Raw genomic sequence first — 21,798 nt, forward strand, 5'->3', positions numbered from 1 at the left:
GTGAATGAACCATGACGTTGAAAGAGTTAGTGGTTGGTTTCGGCACCCAAGTGCGCAGCCTGTGGATGATTGGCCTTCATGCCTTCCACAAGCGTGAAACCCAAATGTATCCTGAAGAGCCGGTTTACCTGCCGCCGCGCTACCGTGGTCGTATCGTGTTAACGCGTGACCCTGACGGTGAAGAGCGCTGCGTTGCTTGTAATCTGTGTGCTGTTGCTTGTCCGGTTGGCTGTATCTCATTACAGAAAGCTGAGCACAAAGATGGCCGCTGGTATCCTGAGTTCTTCCGTATCAACTTCTCCCGCTGCATTTTCTGTGGTTTGTGTGAAGAGGCTTGCCCAACAACTGCTATCCAGCTAACACCGGATTTCGAAATGGGTGAATTTAAGCGTCAGGATCTGGTGTATGAGAAAGAAGACTTGTTGATCTCCGGCCCGGGTAAATATCCTGAATATAACTTCTACCGGATGTCCGGTATGGCAGTAGACGGCAAGCAGAAAGGCGAAGCCGAAAACGAAGCCAAACCGATTGACGTTAAAGGTCTGATGCCTTAGGAGCCGCTTTCCATGGAATTTGCATTTTATATTGCAGCATTGGTGGCAGTGGTGGCGACTATTCGCGTCATCACTCACACCAACCCGGTACATGCGCTGCTGTACCTAATTATCTCTTTACTGGCTATCTCGGCGGTGTTTTTCTCGCTGGGTGCTTATTTCGCCGGTGCGCTGGAAATCATCGTCTACGCCGGGGCCATTATGGTGCTGTTCGTGTTCGTGGTGATGATGCTGAACTTGGGCAACGTCGAACAACAAGAGCGCGACTGGCTGAAACCGAGTTTGTGGATTGGCCCCGGCTTGCTAGCACTGGTGCTGCTGTCGGTACTGATTTATGCCATCAGTTCAGTGACTGATTCCGGTATTAGCGGTGAAATGGTCGATGCCAAAGCTGTGGGTATCAGCCTGTTTGGTCCTTATGTGCTGGCAGTTGAACTGGCGTCAATGTTGTTGCTGGCCGGTCTGGTGGTTGCCTTCCATATCGGGCGTGAACATAAGCCGGGTGACGTGATGGGCGCGAGCGACAGCGCGAAAAGAAAAACGGAGGAACAAGCATGATCCCTCTACAACATGGCCTGATTCTGGCGGCCATACTGTTTGTGCTAGGGCTGACGGGGTTGCTGATTCGTCGCAATCTGTTGTTTATGCTGATAAGCCTTGAAGTGATGATCAACGCAGCGGCGCTCGCCTTTGTTGTGGCGGGCAGTTATTGGGGTCAGGCTGACGGTCAGGTGATGTATATCCTGGCGATCACGCTGGCAGCAGCGGAGGCCAGTATTGGCTTGGCATTGCTGTTACAGCTATATCGTCGCCGTCATACTCTGAATATCGATACAGTCAGTGAGATGCGCGGATGAACCTATTATATTTAACAATTCTGCTGCCACTGCTGGGCTTCTTGCTGTTGGCATTCTCCCGTGGGCGCTGGTCTGAAAATACCTCAGCCACGGTCGGGGTGGGATCGATTGGCCTGACGGCGTTGGTCACACTGTATGTTGCAGTGGATTTTCTTAGCCAAAAGGCCACCGGTGTCCAAGTCTTTAACCAGACGTTGTGGAACTGGATGTCGGTTGGCACCTTCAACATTCCGTTGACCCTGACACTGGATGGCCTGTCGCTGACCATGTTGTCTGTGGTCACCGGCGTGGGTTTCCTGATTCATATGTATGCCTCTTGGTATATGCGTGGGGAGGAGGGTTATTCTCGTTTCTTCGCCTACACCAACTTGTTTATCGCCAGCATGGTGATTTTGGTGTTGGCAGATAACCTGATGCTGATGTATCTGGGTTGGGAAGGGGTGGGTCTGTGCAGTTACCTGCTGATCGGTTTCTACTACACCAATCCTGCCAACGGCGCGGCGGCGATGAAAGCCTTTATCGTGACTCGCGTTGGTGACGTATTCCTCGCCATTGCCCTGTTCATCCTTTATCAAGAACTGGGTACGCTGAATATTCGCGAGCTGATGGTATTGGCACCGCAGAAACTGGAAATGGGCTCTACTGCCATTACCTGGGCGACGCTGATGTTGCTCGGTGGTGCGGTGGGTAAATCGGCACAGTTGCCGTTACAAACCTGGTTGGCCGATGCAATGGCAGGCCCAACCCCGGTCTCCGCGCTTATCCATGCGGCAACCATGGTGACTGCAGGTGTCTACCTGATTGCGCGTACCCACGGCTTGTTCCTGATGGCGCCTGAAGTGCTGCATTTAGTGGGTATTATCGGCGCGGTAACCCTAGTGCTGGCAGGCTTTGCCGCGCTGGTACAAACCGACATCAAGCGGGTGCTGGCTTATTCCACCATGAGCCAGATTGGCTACATGTTCCTGGCGCTGGGCGTTCAGGCGTGGGATGCGGCTATCTTCCACCTGATGACCCATGCCTTCTTTAAAGCGTTACTGTTCCTCTCTTCGGGTTCAGTGATTCTGGCCTGTCACCACGAGCAGAATATTTTCAAAATGGGTGGTCTGCGCAAGACGATCCCATTGGTTTATATCTGCTTCCTGGTAGGTGGCGCGGCATTGGCTGCACTGCCAGTGGTTACCGCAGGCTTCTACAGTAAAGACGAAATTCTGTGGGGTGCATTGGCCAGTGGCCATATCAATCTGATGGTCGCCGGGCTGGTTGGGGCATTCCTCACCGCGCTGTATACCTTCCGTATGATTTTCATTGTGTTCCACGGCGAGCCAAAAACCAAAGCGCATCCGGTTAAAGGGGTAGCTCACAGCCTGCCGCTGATTGTGTTGCTGGTGCTGTCGACTTTCGTCGGCGCGCTGATAACACCACCGCTGGCGGGTGTGTTGCCAGAGCTTCACTTCGGTGAAGAGGGTAAAATGCCACTGGAAATCTTCTCCGGCGTGTTAGTGGTTATCGGGATTGCACTGGCTGCGGCACTCTATCTGGGCAAGCGTCAGTTGGTCAACAGCATCGCGCAAAGTGCGCCGGGCCGCTTCTTTACGGTCTGGTGGTTCCATGCGTGGGGCTTCGACTGGCTGTACCACAATGTGTTTGTCCGCCCGTATTTGTGGATTGCAAGGCTATTGCAGCGTGATCCGCTGAACTCACTGATGAATACCCCGGCGATACTTTCGCGCTGGAGTAATCGCGGTTTGACGCTCAGTGAAAATGGACAGGTGCGTTGGTATGTCGCGTCTATGGGTTTGGGTGCAGTCGTCGTACTGGCTCTGTTGCTTTTCGTTTAATTAGGGACACAAAACGCCATGCTATTACCTTGGCTAATTCTTCTCCCCTTTATCGGCGGCCTGCTGTCTTGGCAGTGTGAGCGCTTCGGTACTAAGGTACCGCGTTGGATAGCGCTATTCGCGATGGGGCTGACATTAGTGCTCTCCTTGCTGTTGTGGGGGCAGGGCAACTATTCACTGGTTAACCCAGCGGGTATCCCGCAGTGGCAATCAGAGTTCATCTTGCCGTGGATCCCACGGTTTGGTATTGAATTCCATCTGGCGCTGGATGGGTTATCACTGCTGATGGTGGTGCTAACCGGCCTGCTAGGTGTGCTGGCTATCCTCTGTTCGTGGCGTGAAATTCAGCGCAATCAGGGCTTCTTCTACCTGAATCTGTTGTGGATTCTGGGTGGGGTTATCGGCGTGTTCCTCGCTATCGACATGTTCCTGTTCTTCTTCTTCTGGGAAATGATGTTGGTGCCGATGTACTTCTTGATTGCCTTGTGGGGTCACAAAGCATCAGACGGTAAAACCCGTATCGCGGCGGCAACCAAGTTCTTCATCTATACCCAGGCCAGCGGCCTTATCATGCTGATTGCCATTTTGGGGCTGGTGTTTGTGCACTACAACGCCACCGGTATCTGGACCTTCAACTACGAAGATCTGTTGAAGACGCCGATGTCCCACAATGTGGAATATCTGCTGATGCTGGGCTTCTTTATCGCCTTTGCGGTAAAAATGCCGGTTGTGCCACTGCACGGTTGGTTGCCAGATGCACACAGTCAGGCGCCAACTGCAGGTTCTGTCGACCTGGCGGGGATTTTGCTGAAAACCGCAGCTTACGGTTTGCTGCGCTTTAGTCTGCCGCTGTTCCCGAACGCCTCTCATGAGTTTGCACCTATCGCCATGTGGTTAGGTGTCATCGGTATCTTCTACGGTGCGTGGATGGCCTTCTGCCAGACTGATATCAAACGCCTGATTGCTTATACCAGCGTGTCGCACATGGGCTTTGTATTGATTGCCATCTATACCGGCAGCCAACTGGCTTATCAAGGTGCGGTTATCCAGATGATTGCCCACGGCTTGTCTGCCGCCGGTATGTTCATCATCTGTGGTCAGTTGTATGAGCGCCTGCATACCCGTGACATGCGTCAGATGGGCGGCCTGTGGGGCCGAATCAAATACTTGCCTGCACTATCGCTGTTCTTCGCGGTAGCGACACTGGGGATGCCGGGCACCGGTAACTTCGTCGGCGAGTTTATGATCCTGTTTGGCAGCTTCCAGGTGGTTCCGGTGATTACCGTGATCTCTACCTTTGGTCTGGTCTTTGCTTCGGTTTATTCGCTTATCATGATGCAGCGTGCTTATTATGGTGCGCCAAAATCACAAGAAGCGTTACCGGGCATGAGCGCAAGGGAACTGTCCATCATCCTGCTGTTAGTGGTGTTATTAGTGTTGCTGGGGGTTTACCCGCAGCCGATTCTTGATACCTCCCATGCTGCGATGAGTAATGTACAGCAGTGGTTCAATGCTTCATCTATTACAACTACAAGGCCGTAATTCGCCATGACAATAACTCCTCAACAACTGATCGCAATGCTACCGCTGTTGATCGTCGGATTGACGGTGGTGGTTGTGATGCTCTCCATTGCGTGGCGACGCGATCACTTTATTAACGCCACCCTGACGGTCATCGGGCTTAACCTGGCGCTGCTGTCACTCTATTTTGTCGGCCAGGTCGGGCCGATGGATGTCACGCCGCTGATGCGGATTGACGGCTATGCGATGTTCTATACCGGGCTGGTGATTGTTGCCAGCCTGGCAACCAGCACCTTTGCTTATCCTTGGTTGAATGGCTATCCAGATAACCGCGAAGAGTTCTACCTGTTGGTGCTGATTGCCACCATGGGCGGCATTCTGTTAGCCAGTGCCAACCATCTGGCGTCGCTGTTCCTGGGTATTGAGCTTATCTCCCTGCCGCTGTTTGGCCTGATTGGTTATGCCTATCGCCAGAAGCGTTCACTGGAAGCTAGTATCAAATACATGCTGCTGTCTGCGGCAGCATCGTCATTCCTGCTGTTCGGGATGGCGCTGCTGTATGCTGAGTCTGGCAGTTTGTCTTTCGCCGGTCTGGGCAAGAGCCTAAGTGACTCCGCTATCCACCAGCCGTTGATTCTGGCGGGCCTCGGGATGATGATTGTTGGTCTTGGCTTTAAGTTGTCGCTGGTGCCGTTCCAACTGTGGACGCCGGATGTGTATCAGGGTGCTCCCGCTCCGGTATCTACCTTCCTGGCGACCGCCAGTAAGATTGCCATCTTTGCGGTAGTCATGCGCTTGTTCCTGTACGCGCCGGCCGCCGACAGTGAAGCGGTGCGTTTGGTGCTCTCCTTGATTGCGGTGGCATCAATACTGTTCGGTAACTTAATGGCTATCAGCCAGACCAACATCAAGCGTCTGCTGGGTTACTCTTCTATCGCGCACCTTGGCTACTTGCTGATTGCGCTGGTGGCGGTGCAGACCCATCAGTTGGCACTGGAAACCGTCGGTGTTTATCTGGCCGGTTACCTGTTCAGCAGCTTGGGTGCGTTCGGTGTGGTTAGCTTGATGTCTAGCCCGTATAAAGGCCCGGATGCAGAATCGCTGTTCTCTTATCGTGGTCTGTTCTGGCATAAACCGATTCTGTCGGCGGTGATGACCGTAATGATGCTATCACTGGCCGGTATCCCAATGACGTTGGGCTTTATCGGTAAGTTCTTTGTGGTCGCAATGGGTGTCAGCGCCAACCTGTGGTGGTTGACCGGTGCGGTGGTCTTAGGCAGTGCCATCGGCCTGTACTACTATCTGCGTGTGACGGTGAGCCTGTTCCTCAGCGCGCCGGAAACACTGGTGCGTGACACACCAAGCAACTGGGCATTGACTGCTGGCGGTGTGGTGGTGCTGATTTCTGCGATTTTGGTGCTGTTCCTGGGTATTTACCCGCAGCCGTTGATCTCGCTGGTTCAGATGGCTCAGCCACTGATGTAATTGATTGTTAAGCCTGTTCCCAAACCCCCTGTTAGCCGAAACGCGCAGGGGGTTTTGTTTTTTACCCGGTGCTGAAATTAATGTTATTTAAGGTGGGGGTGGGGTAAAACATGGAGCGGTGAACACATTTTTTTGAGATATCTTTATCAGTGATTATTTCACTCTATTCTTAAGGATATTTATGTTGTGCTGTATACCTTCACCTCCATCAATTAATGATAATAACTCTTATACAAAATATGATTCTGTGGATGATTTTTTATCGCTATCAGATGAAATAGTTCCAACGGCCGGTTTTTTTAAAGATAAAGAAACAATCAACTTCTTGCTTGATAGGGCGAAGGGAGATGAAAAATTCAATATGGCGATGATAGAAAATGCATATTTAATTACAAATAAAAATGATACATATATGAGAAACCCTTATGTTGACTTAATCGACAAGGTTAACATTTCTGCGATTAACTCTTTGAATATTTTGCAGAAAAAAATAGATGAAGGCAGTGATATTTATATTAAAGCTGGCGAATTGCTCAATAAAGTCATCATTAATCATTTCATTGGCACAGCATCTGACTTAAAAATAGATGATATCAATATTGATAATTGGGTAAATAGAAACCCGCTAACTAAAGCGCTGAAGTTTTGTATTAAAGATAATCATGGGCAGGCTGATATTAATGCGGTTATCTCAGAGAGAGTCATTCAGTACTATCAATCTATAAAAAACGGAGTGTCTTTTTTAGATTGCGACCCTGAGGTACTTACTAATAGACTGCTTTTCAATATTTTTAATTTCCAAACACAAATAACACCATATGCTAATGAAAAGGGTTATTTTAGCGAATGGACAGCAAATGGTGATAAGCAAATTTTTAATAAACGCGCGTGTATCGCGCTTCCAAATTATGCATAGTGTTTATTATGTGACTTTTATCTCATTACAAATGTAATGATAACAACAATATTTATATTTTTGTGACAAAAATACGGAATATTGCTCATCAATTCAGGTAAACTGCTCGACTTTCACTCAATCGATATTGCTTTGATACTTTCGCGCAGGTAACACTGATGAACATTATTCTGATGATTGCCATTACCACCGGCATTCTCTCGGGTGTCTGGGGCTGGGTAGCGGTCAGTTTAGGGCTAATCAGTTGGGCTGGTTTCCTTGGCTGTACCGCCTATTTCGCTTGCCCACAAGGTGGTTTAAAAGGATTACTGATTACGCTGTTAACCTGCCTGAGCGGGGTGTTCTGGGCGATGATGATTATCCAGGGCAGTGCCTTGCAACCGGAATGGACCATCCTTGGGTATGTTTTAACAGGGCTTGTGGCGTTTTTGATGTGCATCCAGGCCTGCCAGCAGTGGTTATCATTTGTTCCAGGTACTTTTATCGGCGCTTGCGCTACTTTTGCCGGTAATGGTAATTGGAAGCTGGTGGTTGCTTCATTGTTAGTCGGGGTGGTATTTGGCTACGCTATGAAGAACAGCGGGTTGTGGTTGGCGGCGCGGCGGGGTCAAGGGAGGCGCTCCTTGGGAGCGCCGGTTGATATTGATTAGATGATCCGGTTCGGTTGATAGTCGTTCAGGTTATCGGTTCGGTTGATAGATACCGGATCAGGTTTCGGTTGATAGTCGTTCAGTTATCACCTTACCTCTATCGCCTCAACCGAGCAGGAGGGCTAGCCGGCCCTCCTGCACCTGCGGCTTGCGCGAAATATTACTGCTATTCGCAGTGCCCTCCGGCAGTCGTTGGCCTTATCGAGCCAGCGCGATTCGCTCCTGCTCAAGCGCGCTTTTCGCCGAGGTATTCGTCCCGTCCTTGGGACTCACCCCTTCGGGGCCACTGCAAGCAGCGTTCAAATCTGCTCCCGGCAGATTTGTCCATGGCGGCTCACTCGGGCCATCGTCTTTGTCGGTAATATTCCTGATTGCGCTCAAGGTCAAAATCAAAACCTTGCTTTTAGGTTTTGACGTTTAAAGCACATTTGAGCTGCCGAGTGAAGAGTGTAGCAAGGGAAATCCGCCATGGACGGCGGATTTAGGCGTCACGCGGAGGGACCCGCGTAAAGCCGTCCCGCCAGCGAAATGATGAGTGAGGGGACCCGCGAAGTGGGCAAGCGATACGTGCGCTAGCGCAGGGGTTCCAAGGGGGTTACGCGCTTGTAACCCCTTTGGCGGTTGAGGCGCAGGAGGTCAAGTGAACACCGATCTCATGTCAACCGAACCGAAAATCTGGACGACTATCAACCGAAACCTGATCCGGTATCTATCAATCGAACCGATAATCTGAACGAATATCCCCCGAAACCTGCTCCGGTATCTATCAACCGAAATAATACCGAATCAGATAAGATGATTCGCCACTTTAACCACGATCTTACGAATCGGTGCGATGTCACCTAATGTTCCCATCGGGCGATGTAACTCGCCGGGGAACAGCAGGGCAATATCACCCGGCGCCAGTGTTAACAAGGTTTCGGTAGTAATACCTTCAAACAACCCATAATCCCGCTCGCTATCAAAATCCATCGTCGGGCGCTGGCCCTGTGTGGATGGCGACGCACCAATCACTTCACTACCTTCCAGCAAAATATGAATATCAATATAGTAACGGTGTAATTCAGGGGCTTGTTCATATAGTGGCTTGGTCGCGGCGATAATATGATTTAAGTAAATCTCACGCCCTTCGATTTCTTGCTCGCCCGCTGGCAGGTTAACCAAATCCATTTTGCAGATAGCCGCTAGGGTGCGGCGGATAACATCTGGATAGATTGGATTATTCGCCGCGCTTTTCAGTTCATCAAGTATCATAACTCTTCCTATATGCTTATGTGGCCCGCGCGTTTAGGCGCAATGACTCACGCTATTTTCATGCTCCAGCGCGGCAATACAGTGCTTAACCACACCGGCGACGTCGGGCGAAATATCTATCTGGATAACATCCGGTTCACTGATACCCGGTACTTCCAGGGTTGCGAATTGGCTTTGCAACAGGCTTTCAGGCATAAAATGCCCAGCGCGCTGCTGCATTCTGTGTAGCACCAAATCGTAATCACCGCTCAGCCACAGAAAACGTATCCCTTGATTGCCGGCACGCAAACGATCGCGATACTGCTTTTTCAGCGCCGAACAGACTAAAAAACCGACTTCATTTTTCTGTTGCAGGCTATAGGCCACATCACTTAACCGTTCTAACCAAGGGGCACGATCAACATCATTTAGCGGCTGACCTGAGGCCATTTTTTGGATGTTGGCGCGCGGGTGTAGGTCATCACCATCAATAAACTTGGCGTTAAGCGCTTGTGCCAGCGCTTGACCGACGCAGGATTTCCCCGTGCCGGATACGCCCATAACAATAATGCATTTCCCAGACATAATGTTCCTCTGTTCCCAGTCAATTGAAGCATTAACCAACGTTATTGATGGGACGAATAACGAAGGTCGCTAATCTCCCAATCACTTCAAGCGAAGGTTAAACTGCAACTAACATCCCGCCATCAACAAACAACAGATGACCATTCACGAAATCAGAGGCTTTGGAGGAGAGATAAACCGCAGCACCAATCAACTCTTCCGGGTCTCCCCAGCGAGCAGCCGGTGTCCGTTTACATAACCAATCAGTAAAGGCTTTATCATCTACCAACGCTTTTGTCATATCCGTTTTGAAATAGCCAGGTGCGATACCATTGACCTGAATATTATAGCGAGCCAGCTCAACACACATACCACGAGTTAGCATTTTTACCGCACCTTTAGAGGCGGCATAGGGGGTAATAGTGTCGCGGCCTAATTCGCTTTGCATCGAGCAAATATTGATAATTTTGCCGCGTTGACGTTTAACCATATAGCGGGATACGGCCTGTGAAACCAAGAATACGGACTTCTGGTTGACCGCAATCACGTCATCCCAATCTTTTTCTGGGAATTCAGTAAAGGCATGGCGGCGCTGAATGCCGGCATTATTAATTAAAATATCTATAGCACCGATGCTACTTTCTATTTGTTCAATGGCTTCATTAACCGCATCGTGATTAGTCACATTAAAGGCGGCAGCATGAGCAATAAAACCGCTAGCACGTAATTCCGCCACGGCTTTTTCCGCTCGTTCTGCGGTAATATCATTAATAATTATCTCTGCACCAAATTCGGCCAGGCCTTTCGCTAATAAAAAACCAATGCCTTGAGCAGATCCCGTAATTAATACTTTGCGGTTTTCTAACGAAAATAAATTCTTCATAATAAATTCCTGATGGAAATGGCGCTTATTAAGCGACATTATAAAATAAATATTATTGAATAATGACTGGGTGAAAACATGTGCATATCAAACCGTTTTCCGCTTGGGTAAACTGTGATGTAGATCACTTTAAATCATGTTACAACAAGCTGTTACCACATACGTGAGCGATATCCCCTTGATGAAGGGGAAATACTGCTGTTAGCCGGTTTTTTTGCTGTTTTATTGCAAGGTTTCAGTTTAACTTATTGATAATAAACTAGATTAATAATATGTCACCTGGCTGTTATTGTATTTTAAAGCAGTAACATGCTTTTCATTACACAAGCTAACAGTGCATAATCATATTACCCATTGCGCACTCTTGTTCCAGGTATTTGCCATGAAAAACCAGCGTGTTACGTTACAGGATATCGCGTTACTTGCAGGCGTGACCAAAATGACTGTCAGCCGCTACTTACGCACGCCGGAAAAAGTGGCTCCAGAGACGGCTGAGCGTATTGCTCAAGTGATGGCGGAGGTTAATTATGCTCCTGATTCTGAAGGGGAAAATGGTTTCAATCAAAAGATCCCGCGTATTGGTATCTTGATACCTTCCTTTAATAACCAGATTTTCTCTGACTTGCTGGCGGGTATTGAATCGGTAACCGCTGCCACCGGCTATCAAACGCTGGTGGTTAACTATAACTATGATAAAGAACGTGAGGAGCAGCAGATCGTTAATCTGTTGTCCTGTCAGATCTCAGGTCTGATACTCACTGATTCAGAACATACCTTACGTGCTGATAAGTATTTGAATGCAGCCGAAATTCCGGTTGCACAAGTGATGGATTTAGAGCCACAGTTCAACCGTATTACCGTTGGTTTTAATAATTATCAGGCTGCTTATGATATGACAGCGACACTATTGGCCAGTGGTAAGCAGAATATTGTCTATTTTGGCTCGATGTCAGATGTACGAGATCGCAAACGTTATCAGGGATATAGCCAGGCGATGATAGATACAGGATTTACGCCATTGCATATCACTCCTAATAAGGTCTCTTCTGTCTCGATCGGGGCTGGGATGCTAGCTCTGGCACGACAAATGTATCCGCAGGTTGATGCTATTTTCTGTACTAATGATGATATGGCCGTCGGCGTGTTACAAGAATGTCTGAAAATAGGCATGGCGATACCGGCTGAAATGGCAATTTCGGGTTTCCATGGCTTAGATATCGGCCAGGCAACCACCCCGGTGCTGGCCAGTGTTACCACCCCACGGTTTGAAATGGGTAAAGTTGCAGCGGAAATTCTGATTAAGAAAATAAATAAAATCCCTACAATTGAACAGGTTGACCTGCATTACCGCATTTCACTCGGTGGGACTATCTGATCTTCTTATCACCGCTAGCAGCCATGGTTCTGGATGATGGCTGCGAATCACTTTGGTCAATGGCCGCTAAATTATCCCTCCGTCAATCAATAACAAATAACGGCAACCGATAACATTTTACTTAGTTAATTCTATAAGTTCTTAACCGGCATTTGCCTGGCTGAAACAATTCAGCACTGGCAATGATAGGTCGATCACGTTACCGGTAACATGTTTTCTTAACATGATTTACAGTGACCTATATCACAAAATAAAACATTGAAAACGGGTCTTATAACGACATTCGCTGAATGGCTAAATCATCCGATGATTACCTGCCGCCATTCTGGTTTTTTATGATTTATTGACATGATCAGGTACCCGTAATGAAAAACAGCAAACAAGCCGTATTAATCATCGCTCCGGTAATGGACTATTTAACTGAAAAATTGGAGCAAACCTTTACTGTTCATAAACTCTTCCAGGTTACCGATCATGCTGAGTTTTTTGCAGAACAGGGGCAGAATATTAAAGGCATCGTGACCCGTGGTGATATTGGTGTCAGCAATGAGGTGTTGGCACTGTTGCCTGAAGTGCAGATAATCTCAATCTTTGGCGTCGGTACCGATGCGGTGGATTTAGCAACCACCCACGAGCGCAATATTATTGTTACTACCACTCCCGGTGTACTGACTGACGATGTTGCTGATACCGCGCTGGGGCTAATCATTGCGACTTCTCGTCGCCTGTGTCTGGCTGATAAATTCCTGCGTGCCGGACAGTGGCCGCACAGTACTTTGCCATTATCATCTAAGGTTACCGGCAAGCGTCTGGGGGTCTTTGGTATGGGGCAGATTGGCCAAGCCATTGCTCGCCGAGCGGCGGGGTTTGATATGCAAATTGCCTATACCGACAAAGCACACAACGAAACTCTGCCCTACCAATATATGCCTGATCTTATGAGTCTTGCCAGCCAAAGCGATATTCTGGTGGTCGCAATCTCGGGAGGGAAAGACAGTGCCGGTTTGGTGAATAAAACCGTTTTTGCTGCGATGCCTAATCACGCCATTTTGATCAATATTGCCCGGGGCAGTATGGTGAATCAGGATGATTTAATCCTTGCGTTGCAGCAGCAAAATATTGGTGGTGCGGGCTTAGATGTTTTTGCCGATGAGCCTAATGTGCCACCAGCATTGATCGAGATGGATAATGTGGTCTTGCTGCCACACATTGCTAGTGCAACGACGGAAACTCGAATTCAAATGAGCGATATTGTCTTCTCAAATATATTAGCCCATTTTTCTGGTGAAAAAGCCCCTACGGCGATCACCTATAAATAATAGATAATTACTTTTAATTAAATATTAAAAATGGCCAGTGAATTTTAATTAACACCAGAAAATAAACTTCTGTTTATTTGCTTGCGGCATTCCCTACACCATTATTCATGGTGCGGGTAATACTCTGCTATTATCATGAGGCGTGTTTATATGGACAGTAAGATCCCTAATGCCCGTTGGTTTCGCGTTATTGTTCCAATAATGATTGCTTGTATTATTTCTTTTATGGACCGGGTAAATATTAGTTTTGCATTACCTGGTGGTATGGAAAGTGATCTAGCAATTACCAGTCAAATGGCTGGTTTAGCGGGCGGTATTTTCTTTATTGGTTATTTATTTCTACAAGTACCGGGTGGCCGTATTGCGGTTCATGGCAGCGGCAGAAAATTTATTGCTTACTCTCTTTGTGTTTGGGCCGTCGTTTCGATTCTGACCGGTTTTGTCACTAATCATTATCAACTGCTATTCCTGCGCTTTGTGCTCGGGGTGTCAGAAGGCGGCATGCTGCCAGTGGTGCTGACTATGGTCAGTAACTGGTTCCCGGAACGCGAAATCGGCCGGGCCAATGCTTTTGTCATGATGTTTGCCCCAATTGGCGGCATGTTCACCGCACCGCTATCGGGTTTCATTATTAATGCTCTGGACTGGCGTTGGCTGTTTTTCCTCGAAGGTTCACTGTCAGCCGTGGTGCTGGTGATGTGGTGGTTTGTTATCAGTGACCGACCAGAGGAAGCTAAATGGTTGTCGGCAAGAGAGCGCGATTATCTGGTGACTGAGTTGGCGCGGGAACGGGCTGAACGGATGCTCGATGCTCCGGTGACCAATGCGCCATTAAAGGCGGTATTCCTGAATAAAGGCTTGATGAAACTGGTCGCACTGAACTTCTTTTATCAGACCGGCGATTATGGTTATACCTTATGGCTGCCGACCATCTTGAAAAACCTAACCGGCGGTAATATGGCTTCCGTCGGTATTCTGGCGATTTTACCCTTTATTGCCACCACTGCCGGTATCTACCTCATTTCTGCCTTGTCGGACAGAACCGGTAAGCGCCGGCTGCTGATTATGGTTTCCCTGTTCTGCTTCGCCGCCGGTCTGGTGACGTCGGTGATTTTCCGCCACAACGTACTGGTCTCTTACTTGGCACTGGTGGTGTGCGGGTTCTTCCTCAAAGCCGCAACCAGTCCATTTTGGTCAATTCCGGGCCGTATCGCGGTGCCAGAAGTGGCGGGTGGCGCACGCGGGGTGATCAATGGCTTAGGCAATCTGGGCGGTTTCTGTGGCCCGTATCTGGTAGGCGTGATGATTTTCTTCTATGGACAGAGCGCGGCAGTTTGCATGCTGGCAGGCTCCCTGATTATTGCGGGATTGATAACCTTAACCCTGCCGAAAGAGTGTGATGTTGAAGTTAGCACGGCGGGGAAGGGCATCGCTGACAAAGGTTTGGCTAAAGCTAAACGCGCTTAAGCCGTGGTGGGGTTTTGGTGGATAACCACTATGCCCCGCCATTTATCACCGGAGAATTTCATGAATCTACAACAGCAATTAGCTCGCTGTCAGCAGCATCAACAACTACTGCAATTGCCTCATTTCAATCATGAAACGGCCTGGCGGTTGGGTGAGAAAATAAAGTGTCAGGCTGAGCGGCAAGGCGTGGCTCTGGCCATCGATATCACGGTAAATCGTCAGACACTGTTTAGTTATGCCATGTTGGGGACTAGCGCTGAAAACCATGACTGGCTGCGACGTAAGCGCAATGTGGTAGAGCTACTTAATACCAGCTCTTATGCCGCTGGCTTGATGTTACAGCAGCGTCAAACCTCACTGGAAGCACGCTATGGTGTCAGCTTGCGGGATTATGCCGCCTTGGGCGGTGGCTTTCCGTTACAGGTTCAACAGGCTGGTGTGATTGGTAGTGTGAATGTATCCGGCGCCCCCCATCTGGATGATCACAATCTGTTGTTACAGGTATTGGCAGATTTTATCGGCCTGCCTCTGAGCAGCATTGAACTTTTAACGCCCTTGAGTGAATAAGGAATGGCGATGAACGCGACCCTCACCCGAGTCACGCAACGTATTACTGCGCGATCCGTAGCCACCCGTACTGCCTATTTGCAACGTATCAGCGCGGCTAAGGAAAATACAGTTCGCCGTTCGCAACTGGCCTGTGGCAATTTGGCGCACGGTTTTGCGGCCTGCCAGCCGGACGACAAAATAGCGCTGAAGAACATGGTACGCAGCGATATCGCGATTATTACCTCCTATAACGACATGCTATCGGCACATCAGCCGTATGAACATTATCCGCAACAACTAAAAGATGCCTTGCATGCTGTGGGGGCGGTCGGCCAGGTGGCGGGCGGTGTTCCGGCGATGTGTGACGGGGTGACGCAAGGGCAGGATGGCATGGAACTGTCGCTGATGAGCCGCGATGTAATTGCGATGTCTGCGGCGATTGGCCTGTCACATAATATGTTTGATGGTGCACTCTATCTTGGGGTGTGTGACAAAATTGTCCCCGGTTTGTTGATGGCGGCGTTGTCATTCGGTCATTTACCGGCGGTTTTTGTCCCCGCCGGGCCGATGGCCAGCGGCCTGTCTAATAAAGAAAAAGTGCGAGTGCGCCAGTTGTTTGCGGAGGGCAAAGTCGATAGACAGGCTTTATTGGACGCGGAAGCTGCCTCCTACCACAGTGCCGGTACCTGTACTTTTTACGGCACCGCCAACTCCAACCAGATGGTGATGGAGGTGATGGGGTTACACTTACCCGGCTCTTCCTTTATCCAGCCCAATACGCCGCTACGTGATGCGCTCACCGCCGCTGCCGCCCGTCAGGTCACGCGCCTGACAGAAACCAGCGGTAGCTATTTACCCATTGGTCAGTTGGTGGATGAAAAGGTGGTGGTCAATGGCATTGTGGCACTACTGGCGACCGGCGGTTCGACTAACCACACCATGCATTTAGTGGCGATGGCGCGCGCGGCGGGGATCATCATCGATTGGGATGATTTTTCTGAGTTATCGGAAGTGATACCACAGTTATGCCGCATTTATCCCAATGGCCCAGCAGATATCAACTACTTTCAGGCGGCCGGTGGTGTAGCGCTGCTGGTAAAAGAGCTGTTGCAGGGCGGTTTACTCCATGAAGATGTCCATACCGTGGCCGGATTTGGCTTGCAGCGCTATACCCAAGAGCCTTATCTGGATCAGGGGCAATTATGTTGGCGTGACGGGGCACAGCAATCGCTGGATGAAACTGTTATCGCCAGTATCGCGATGCCTTTCTCACCACATGGCGGCACCAAAGTCTTAAGTGGCAACCTAGGGCGGGCAGTGATGAAAACCTCGGCAGTACCGCGTGATCATCAGATCATTGAAGGCCCGGCCGTGGTGTTTGAAAGCCAGCACGACGTTGGTCCGGCATTTGACGCAGGCGCACTGGATCGCGATTGCGTGGTGGTGGTGCGTTATCAGGGGCCGCGTGCTATTGGTATGCCGGAGTTGCATAAACTGATGCCACCATTAGGTGTATTACTGGACCGTGGCTTTAAGGTGGCACTGGTCACCGATGGCCGCTTGTCTGGTGCGTCAGGTAAAGTGCCCTCAGCCATCCATGTGACACCCGAAGCGTATTGCGGTGGTTTGCTGGCGAAAATCCGTAATGGCGATCGGGTGCGTGTTGATGGTGTCACTGGCGAGCTTTCACTGTTAGTGGATCAAGCTGAACTGGCTGCCCGCCATACCGACTTGCCAGATATTGCTGCCTTCCACGTAGGATGTGGCCGTGAATTGTTTGGTGCATTGCGCGAACAACTTTCCGGTGCTGAGCAAGGGGCTTGTTGTATCCGTTTTTAGTCATAAAACAGGGGGAAGGGGCATCAGTAACTCTTTTTCCCCTCATATTACTTGCCATACAGATTAATCCTGAAAACTCCATTTCCACCTTGAATCAATATTACGCCGGCTATTTTCGACTATCCTTATGAGATGTCCTTTTTTCACTCATGGAGAACGCATATGAACCGAGATAAAGAACAGCAAACCTCGCTGGATGACGATCTGACTATGTTGACCGATACGCTGGAAGAAGTGCTGCGCGCCTCGGGTGATGCGGCTGATGAAAGCTATCAAGAGATTAAAGCCCGGGCGGAAAAAGCATTAAAGGAGGTTCAGAACCGTTTGAATGGCCGCAGTGAATGCTATATCAAGCGGGCGAAAGCACTGGCGTGTTGCACCGATGATTATGTGCGTGAAAAACCTTGGTGCAGCGTAGGGATAGGGGCGACTGCTGGCTTGATCGTGGGGCTATTGATCGCCCGTCGCTGAAGGATTGACGGCTGATCACTGGATCCATTACCAGGGGCTGCGGCCCCTTTATTTTTCAATTGCCGCTTTGCTGCAACGCGACATAATTGGAGTCTAGCCAGTAGACACCTGTGCTGAGTGCCAGATAACACTTATTGAGTATACAAAACCATCAATATCAAATATTAGTGTGATAACTAACAATAACTTTTGAATCTGACTTTTCTTATTATTCACGCCCCGTATAATCCCACTCTTTCTGTTGATTTGCCGAGGTGGTCGTGAAACAACTTTCTGGTTTGCTGGGTGAATTACGGCAGAAATTACGTGCCGGTTTCCCTGACCAGGCAGGTATCCGGCAAATTATCGTGCCCGCACCGGGTCGAATCGGTAGCCAACTATTAGAGTGGCTGGCCGCCCAATGCCATTTCCCACAATTTTACTGGCTCCATCGCGAAGGTCATGAAGAGGCTGCGGTCTGCGGTCAAACTCGGCTCTTCAATGATATGCAAGCGGCTGATCATTTTATTCAGCAGCATCGGGATGCGAGCGGATTACGTATTTGGGGCTTGAATGCCTTTGAACCGGTGATCGTTAACCAACCCGCTGATGGCGCGCCACTGGCGCAGGCCAGTTTCCTGTTTCTACCCCGCATTGAAATATTACGTCGGGGTGAGCAGACCTATTTAACGCTCAATTTGGCCAGCGACTTCTCCCTACAGCAAGATGCTCTGCACGCAATTAGCTTTATCGACCAACTGGTGGCTGCCAGGCCGTTGCCTGCACTTGATACTCAGGTGCAACATGCCCGCCATATGCCGGAATATCCGCAGTGGCGCCATCTTATTCAGCACGCGTTGGCTGAGATTGAGCAGCAGAAGATGGAGAAAGTGGTTCTGGCGCGTGCCACCCAACTGACGCTGGATAAGCCTCTCTCCAGTGGGGCATTTATGGCCGCCAGCCGGCAGGTCAATCACCACTGTTTCCACTTTATGCTGCGTTTTGATGCGCGGCGCGCATTTCTCGGCTCCAGCCCTGAGCGTCTCTATCTACGCCAGCAGTTGCATCTGGAGACTGAGGCTCTGGCGGGCACGGTATCCAGCGCAGAAACCCCCGAGCAAGCGGCAGAACTGGCCGATTGGCTGATGCATGATGAAAAGAATCAACGCGAGAACTTGTTGGTGGTGGATGATATCTGTCAGCGATTGCAGGGCGGGGTGGCAGCAGTTGATGTAATGCCACCGGAAATCATCCGCTTGCGTAAAGTGCAGCACTTGCGCCGCTGCATTCATGCTCAACTCACCCGCGCCAGCGATACCGATTGCCTGCAACGTCTACAACCGACGGCGGCCGTCGCCGGTTTGCCTCGCAATGTCGCGCGACAGTTTATTGCGCAATATGAACCTTTTTCCCGCGGCTGGTATGCCGGTTCGGCCGGCTATCTTTCGGCAAAACAGACTGAATTTAGTGTCGCCCTGCGTTCTGCCAGGGTAGAAGAACAGCAGGTCCATCTGTATGCCGGAGCCGGTATTGTGGCCGGCTCTGACCCGGAACAGGAATGGCAAGAAATTAACAATAAATCAGCCGGGCTACGCACCTTGCTGGAAAGTCAGCTGTAGGATAATAAAATGCCGTAATTAACCGCACTCATTATGTGGGCGGATTGTGACACCTAAGCGGCAGGTGTAAACTGTGAGCACTTTCCTTACTTATAACCATTAATCAGTCACTCCGGGCTTTTTTAACAGGATGAAGCACTATCCTCATGTTGATTATCGGGGTCGCAGTGTCTGTTAACTGACTGTTGAGCGAACCATGTCGACAAGTGTTTTTAACCGTCGTTGGGCGGCGTTGCTACTGGAAGCCTTGACCCGCCACGGTGTGCGTCATATCTGTATTGCTCCCGGCTCCCGCTCGACGCCGTTAACACTGGCGGCAGCGGCCAATCCTGCGCTGGTTTGTCATACCCATTTTGATGAGCGCGGTTTGGGCCATTTGGCCTTAGGTCTGGCAAAAGCTTCCACCGAGCCTGTGGCCGTTATTGTCACTTCCGGTACTGCCGCCGCCAATCTTTATCCTGCTCTGATTGAAGCCGGGCTGACCGGTGAGCGGCTGGTGTTATTGACCGCAGATCGTCCGCCAGAATTGATTGATTGCGGTGCCAATCAGGCTATTCGTCAACAAGGGCTGTTTGCCAGCCACCCTACACTAAGCCTCAATCTGCCGCGTCCGACCCCCGATATTTCTGCCAGTTGGCTGGTTTCCACACTCGATAATGCGATGGCGCAATTACAGCACGGTGGCTTGCACATTAACTGCCCGTTTGCCGAACCCTTGTATGGTGGTGATGAGCACGCCTATGCCGAATGGTCTGCCACCTTAGGCGACTGGTGGCAGGAGTGCCATCCGTGGCTGCGTCAATCCTTATCTGTGCCACAAGGCCAGCAAGCGGACTGGTTTTTCTGGCGACAAAAGCGCGGAGTGGTGATTGCCGGGCGCATGACGGCACAAGAGGGGCAGCTACTGGCTGAATGGGCTGCTCTGCTCGGTTGGCCGCTGATCGGTGATGTGTTGTCACAAACCGGTCAGCCGCTACCTTGTGCTGACTTATGGCTTGGGCATCCCACCGCTAAAACTATTCTCTCGCAGGCGCAGATTGTGCTGCAATTGGGTAGCAGCCTGACCGGTAAACGGCTGTTGCAATGGCAGGCTGGGTGTCAGCCGCAAGAGTACTGGTTGGTCGATAACCTGCCCGGTCGCCTCGATCCGGCGAATCATCGTGGCCGCAGAATTATTTCACTGGTGAATACATGGCTGGAGGAACATCCAGCACAGCGTCGCACGCCGTGGGCCGGTGAGCTGACCGTCTGCTCGGAGAATGCTCAAGCCCATGTGGCTGAAGCCTTGAATGAGCAATTTAGCGAAGCCGCGGTCGCGCATCAACTGGCAGAATTATTGCCGGATAATGGTCAGTTGTTTGTCGGTAACAGTTTAATTGTGCGTTTGATTGATGCGTTGGGCCAACTGCCTGCTGGCTATCCGGTTTACAGTAACCGTGGTGCCAGTGGCATCGACGGTTTATTGTCAACGGCAGCCGGTGTTCAGCGTGCAACCGCTAAGCCGACGTTGGTTATCGTGGGTGATTTATCGGCCTTATATGACCTTAATGCTCTCGCCTTATTGCGCCAAAGCTCGGCCCCTACGGTGTTGCTGGTGGTGAACAATAATGGTGGGCAGATTTTCTCGTTGTTGCCTACCCCAGAAGCAGACCGCCAGCGCTTTTATTGTATGCCGCAAGATGTGAGTTTTGAGCACGCCGCAGCTATGTTCAGTCTGCATTATGCTCGACCGGATAGCTGGCCCCAGCTCCAACAACAGGTGGCGCAATGCTGGTTGCAAGGTGGCGTTACATTGATTGAAATCGTGGTGCCGCCCAGTCAGGGGGCAGAAACACTGCAACAACTGGTGCAACAGGTGGCCCAATTATGACGCTGGCTTGCCGTAAACTCGATCCCCACCCGCAGTCTCCCGCCCGGCATCATAGTGGGCCATGGTTGGTGTGGTTACATGGTTTGTTAGGCAGTGGTCTGGATTGGTTGCCGGTTGCTGAGTTATGTGGCGATTATCCCTCGCTGCTGATAGACCTGCCCGGCCACGGTAAATCGGCCGCCGGGACTACCTGTGGTTTTGCGGATATCAGCCGTCAGTTAGTACAAACGTTACAGGCTAACGGTATTCGCGAATATTGGCTGGCAGGCTACTCTTTAGGGGGGCGAATTGCGATGTATCACGCCTGCTATGGTAGCCATCATGGTTTGCAGGGCTTATTGGTCGAAGGGGGTAACCTCGGGCTGGAAAGCACTGAATTGCGTGAAAAACGCTTGCAGCAAGACCGCCTGTGGGGCCAGCGTTTTCGCCAAGAGCCGTTGCCGCTGGTGCTGGCTGACTGGTATCAACAGGATGTATTTGCTGATTTAGACCCACAACAGCGCGAGAAATTGGTGTTACTGCGGGCGGACAATCATGGCCCATCAGTCGCTGATATGCTCGAAGCAACGTCACTCGGCCATCAACCTTGGCTGCTACCGGCGTTACAACGGCTCACGGTCCCTTACACTTATCTGTGTGGCGCTCGCGACCATAAATTCCAGCAATTGGCTGTTCAATACCAGTTGCCATTACGCACACTGGCACGTGCCGGACACAATGCACATCGGGCGAATCCCGGTGCTTTTGCCGCGCAGGTACTTTCATTTTTATCACAGTCTTCATTTTTGTCACTCCCCCGTTAAAGG

General features: G+C 50.3%; 20 protein-coding genes. 17 read left to right on the top strand and 3 right to left on the bottom strand.

The features are described 5' to 3' along the window. Positions 1–11: 11 nt before the first annotated feature. From nuoI to V1953_RS06725, 8 genes are all read left to right on the top strand, one after another. Positions 12–554 carry an NADH-quinone oxidoreductase subunit NuoI gene (gene nuoI / locus V1953_RS06690; protein ID WP_005191305.1) on the top strand — a complete coding sequence of 181 codons (543 nt, stop codon included), beginning with the start codon at positions 12–14 and terminating at the stop codon, positions 552–554. 12 nt (positions 555–566) lie between these two features. Then, entirely contained in the window at positions 567–1,112 is a 546-nt protein-coding gene (nuoJ, locus tag V1953_RS06695; RefSeq protein ID WP_083158260.1) for an NADH-quinone oxidoreductase subunit J, read from the top strand. After that, a complete protein-coding gene (gene nuoK / locus V1953_RS06700; protein ID WP_032815102.1) occupies positions 1,109–1,411 on the top strand; it encodes an NADH-quinone oxidoreductase subunit NuoK in 303 nt (100 codons plus the stop codon). The genes nuoJ and nuoK overlap by 4 nt, the downstream gene beginning before the upstream one ends. Further along, positions 1,408–3,252 carry an NADH-quinone oxidoreductase subunit L gene (gene nuoL, locus V1953_RS06705; RefSeq protein WP_083158261.1) on the top strand — a complete coding sequence of 615 codons (1,845 nt, stop codon included), beginning with the start codon at positions 1,408–1,410 and terminating at the stop codon, positions 3,250–3,252. The genes nuoK and nuoL overlap by 4 nt, the downstream gene beginning before the upstream one ends. 18 nt (positions 3,253–3,270) lie before the next feature. After that, the gene (gene nuoM / locus V1953_RS06710) at positions 3,271–4,794 is read left to right on the top strand and encodes an NADH-quinone oxidoreductase subunit M (protein ID WP_083158262.1); all 1,524 of its coding nucleotides are present in this window, start codon (positions 3,271–3,273) and stop codon (positions 4,792–4,794) included. A 6-nt stretch (positions 4,795–4,800) separates the two neighbouring features. After that, a complete protein-coding gene (nuoN, locus tag V1953_RS06715) occupies positions 4,801–6,258 on the top strand; it encodes an NADH-quinone oxidoreductase subunit NuoN (protein WP_083158263.1) in 1,458 nt (485 codons plus the stop codon). A 181-nt stretch (positions 6,259–6,439) separates the two neighbouring features. Continuing rightward, on the top strand, positions 6,440–7,174 hold the full coding sequence (locus V1953_RS06720; protein WP_442847680.1) for a hypothetical protein: 735 nt from the start codon (positions 6,440–6,442) through the stop codon (positions 7,172–7,174). Positions 7,175–7,332: 158 nt separating this feature from the next. Next, positions 7,333–7,824: a DUF1097 domain-containing protein gene (locus V1953_RS06725; protein ID WP_083158265.1), complete on the top strand. Its 492-nt coding sequence runs from the start codon at positions 7,333–7,335 to the stop codon at positions 7,822–7,824. A 786-nt stretch (positions 7,825–8,610) separates the two neighbouring features. Here the strand turns inward: V1953_RS06725 and V1953_RS06730 are convergent. The 3 genes from V1953_RS06730 to idnO form a co-directional block, all read right to left on the bottom strand. Beyond that, positions 8,611–9,078, bottom strand: a complete 468-nt coding sequence (locus V1953_RS06730) for a YhcH/YjgK/YiaL family protein (RefSeq protein ID WP_083158266.1) — start codon at positions 9,076–9,078, stop codon at positions 8,611–8,613. A 33-nt stretch (positions 9,079–9,111) separates the two neighbouring features. After that, positions 9,112–9,642 carry a gluconokinase gene (locus V1953_RS06735; RefSeq protein ID WP_372569375.1) on the bottom strand — a complete coding sequence of 177 codons (531 nt, stop codon included), beginning with the start codon at positions 9,640–9,642 and terminating at the stop codon, positions 9,112–9,114. A gap of 97 nt (positions 9,643–9,739) precedes the next feature. Continuing rightward, a complete protein-coding gene (gene idnO / locus V1953_RS06740) occupies positions 9,740–10,504 on the bottom strand; it encodes a gluconate 5-dehydrogenase (RefSeq protein WP_083158268.1) in 765 nt (254 codons plus the stop codon). Between the two features lie 382 nt (positions 10,505–10,886). On the opposite strand from idnO, the gene V1953_RS06745 reads away from it, so the two are divergent. From V1953_RS06745 to menH, 9 genes are all read left to right on the top strand, one after another. After that, positions 10,887–11,879, top strand: coding sequence for a substrate-binding domain-containing protein (locus V1953_RS06745; protein ID WP_442850773.1), 993 nt, complete (start codon positions 10,887–10,889; stop codon positions 11,877–11,879). Positions 11,880–12,244: 365 nt separating this feature from the next. Further along, positions 12,245–13,198 carry a 2-hydroxyacid dehydrogenase gene (locus tag V1953_RS06750; protein WP_083158270.1) on the top strand — a complete coding sequence of 318 codons (954 nt, stop codon included), beginning with the start codon at positions 12,245–12,247 and terminating at the stop codon, positions 13,196–13,198. A 150-nt stretch (positions 13,199–13,348) separates the two neighbouring features. Beyond that, positions 13,349–14,665 carry an MFS transporter gene (locus V1953_RS06755; RefSeq protein WP_372559461.1) on the top strand — a complete coding sequence of 439 codons (1,317 nt, stop codon included), beginning with the start codon at positions 13,349–13,351 and terminating at the stop codon, positions 14,663–14,665. 60 nt (positions 14,666–14,725) lie between these two features. Continuing rightward, positions 14,726–15,232: a heme-degrading domain-containing protein gene (locus V1953_RS06760; RefSeq protein WP_083158272.1), complete on the top strand. Its 507-nt coding sequence runs from the start codon at positions 14,726–14,728 to the stop codon at positions 15,230–15,232. Positions 15,233–15,241: 9 nt separating this feature from the next. After that, entirely contained in the window at positions 15,242–17,053 is a 1,812-nt protein-coding gene (gene edd, locus V1953_RS06765) for a phosphogluconate dehydratase (protein WP_372569374.1), read from the top strand. A 162-nt stretch (positions 17,054–17,215) separates the two neighbouring features. Continuing rightward, complete coding sequence (locus V1953_RS06770) at positions 17,216–17,524, top strand: DUF883 domain-containing protein (RefSeq protein WP_083158274.1); 309 nt, start codon at positions 17,216–17,218, stop codon at positions 17,522–17,524. A gap of 260 nt (positions 17,525–17,784) precedes the next feature. Continuing rightward, the gene (gene menF / locus V1953_RS06775; protein WP_083158275.1) at positions 17,785–19,122 is read left to right on the top strand and encodes an isochorismate synthase MenF; all 1,338 of its coding nucleotides are present in this window, start codon (positions 17,785–17,787) and stop codon (positions 19,120–19,122) included. Positions 19,123–19,318: 196 nt separating this feature from the next. Beyond that, a complete protein-coding gene (gene menD / locus V1953_RS06780; RefSeq protein WP_442850774.1) occupies positions 19,319–20,992 on the top strand; it encodes a 2-succinyl-5-enolpyruvyl-6-hydroxy-3-cyclohexene-1-carboxylic-acid synthase in 1,674 nt (557 codons plus the stop codon). Beyond that, entirely contained in the window at positions 20,986–21,795 is an 810-nt protein-coding gene (menH, locus tag V1953_RS06785; protein ID WP_442851305.1) for a 2-succinyl-6-hydroxy-2,4-cyclohexadiene-1-carboxylate synthase, read from the top strand. The genes menD and menH overlap by 7 nt, the downstream gene beginning before the upstream one ends. Positions 21,796–21,798 lie beyond the last annotated feature (3 nt).

Origin of the sequence: Yersinia sp. 2541 StPb PI (assembly GCF_052217145.1) — a bacterium.
In the GTDB taxonomy this organism is placed as follows: Bacteria; Pseudomonadota; Gammaproteobacteria; order Enterobacterales; family Enterobacteriaceae; genus Yersinia; species Yersinia enterocolitica_E.

What these genes read in the sequence shown, in the direction of transcription:
- V1953_RS06730 (WP_083158266.1), bottom strand. Translation starts at nt 9,078, where the DNA reads ATGATACTTGATGAACTGAAAAGCGCGGCGAATAATCCAATCTATCCA.
- V1953_RS06750 (WP_083158270.1), top strand. Translation starts at nt 12,245, where the DNA reads ATGAAAAACAGCAAACAAGCCGTATTAATCATCGCTCCGGTAATGGAC.
- nuoJ (WP_083158260.1), top strand. Translation starts at nt 567, where the DNA reads ATGGAATTTGCATTTTATATTGCAGCATTGGTGGCAGTGGTGGCGACT.
- V1953_RS06770 (WP_083158274.1), top strand. Translation starts at nt 17,216, where the DNA reads ATGAACCGAGATAAAGAACAGCAAACCTCGCTGGATGACGATCTGACT.
- idnO (WP_083158268.1), bottom strand. Translation starts at nt 10,504, where the DNA reads ATGAAGAATTTATTTTCGTTAGAAAACCGCAAAGTATTAATTACGGGA.
- V1953_RS06755 (WP_372559461.1), top strand. Translation starts at nt 13,349, where the DNA reads ATGGACAGTAAGATCCCTAATGCCCGTTGGTTTCGCGTTATTGTTCCA.
- edd (WP_372569374.1), top strand. Translation starts at nt 15,242, where the DNA reads ATGAACGCGACCCTCACCCGAGTCACGCAACGTATTACTGCGCGATCC.
- V1953_RS06720 (WP_442847680.1), top strand. Translation starts at nt 6,440, where the DNA reads ATGTTGTGCTGTATACCTTCACCTCCATCAATTAATGATAATAACTCT.
- menD (WP_442850774.1), top strand. Translation starts at nt 19,319, where the DNA reads ATGTCGACAAGTGTTTTTAACCGTCGTTGGGCGGCGTTGCTACTGGAA.
- V1953_RS06745 (WP_442850773.1), top strand. Translation starts at nt 10,887, where the DNA reads ATGAAAAACCAGCGTGTTACGTTACAGGATATCGCGTTACTTGCAGGC.
- nuoI (WP_005191305.1), top strand. Translation starts at nt 12, where the DNA reads ATGACGTTGAAAGAGTTAGTGGTTGGTTTCGGCACCCAAGTGCGCAGC.
- V1953_RS06725 (WP_083158265.1), top strand. Translation starts at nt 7,333, where the DNA reads ATGAACATTATTCTGATGATTGCCATTACCACCGGCATTCTCTCGGGT.
- V1953_RS06760 (WP_083158272.1), top strand. Translation starts at nt 14,726, where the DNA reads ATGAATCTACAACAGCAATTAGCTCGCTGTCAGCAGCATCAACAACTA.
- nuoL (WP_083158261.1), top strand. Translation starts at nt 1,408, where the DNA reads ATGAACCTATTATATTTAACAATTCTGCTGCCACTGCTGGGCTTCTTG.
- nuoN (WP_083158263.1), top strand. Translation starts at nt 4,801, where the DNA reads ATGACAATAACTCCTCAACAACTGATCGCAATGCTACCGCTGTTGATC.
- nuoK (WP_032815102.1), top strand. Translation starts at nt 1,109, where the DNA reads ATGATCCCTCTACAACATGGCCTGATTCTGGCGGCCATACTGTTTGTG.
- nuoM (WP_083158262.1), top strand. Translation starts at nt 3,271, where the DNA reads ATGCTATTACCTTGGCTAATTCTTCTCCCCTTTATCGGCGGCCTGCTG.
- V1953_RS06735 (WP_372569375.1), bottom strand. Translation starts at nt 9,642, where the DNA reads ATGTCTGGGAAATGCATTATTGTTATGGGCGTATCCGGCACGGGGAAA.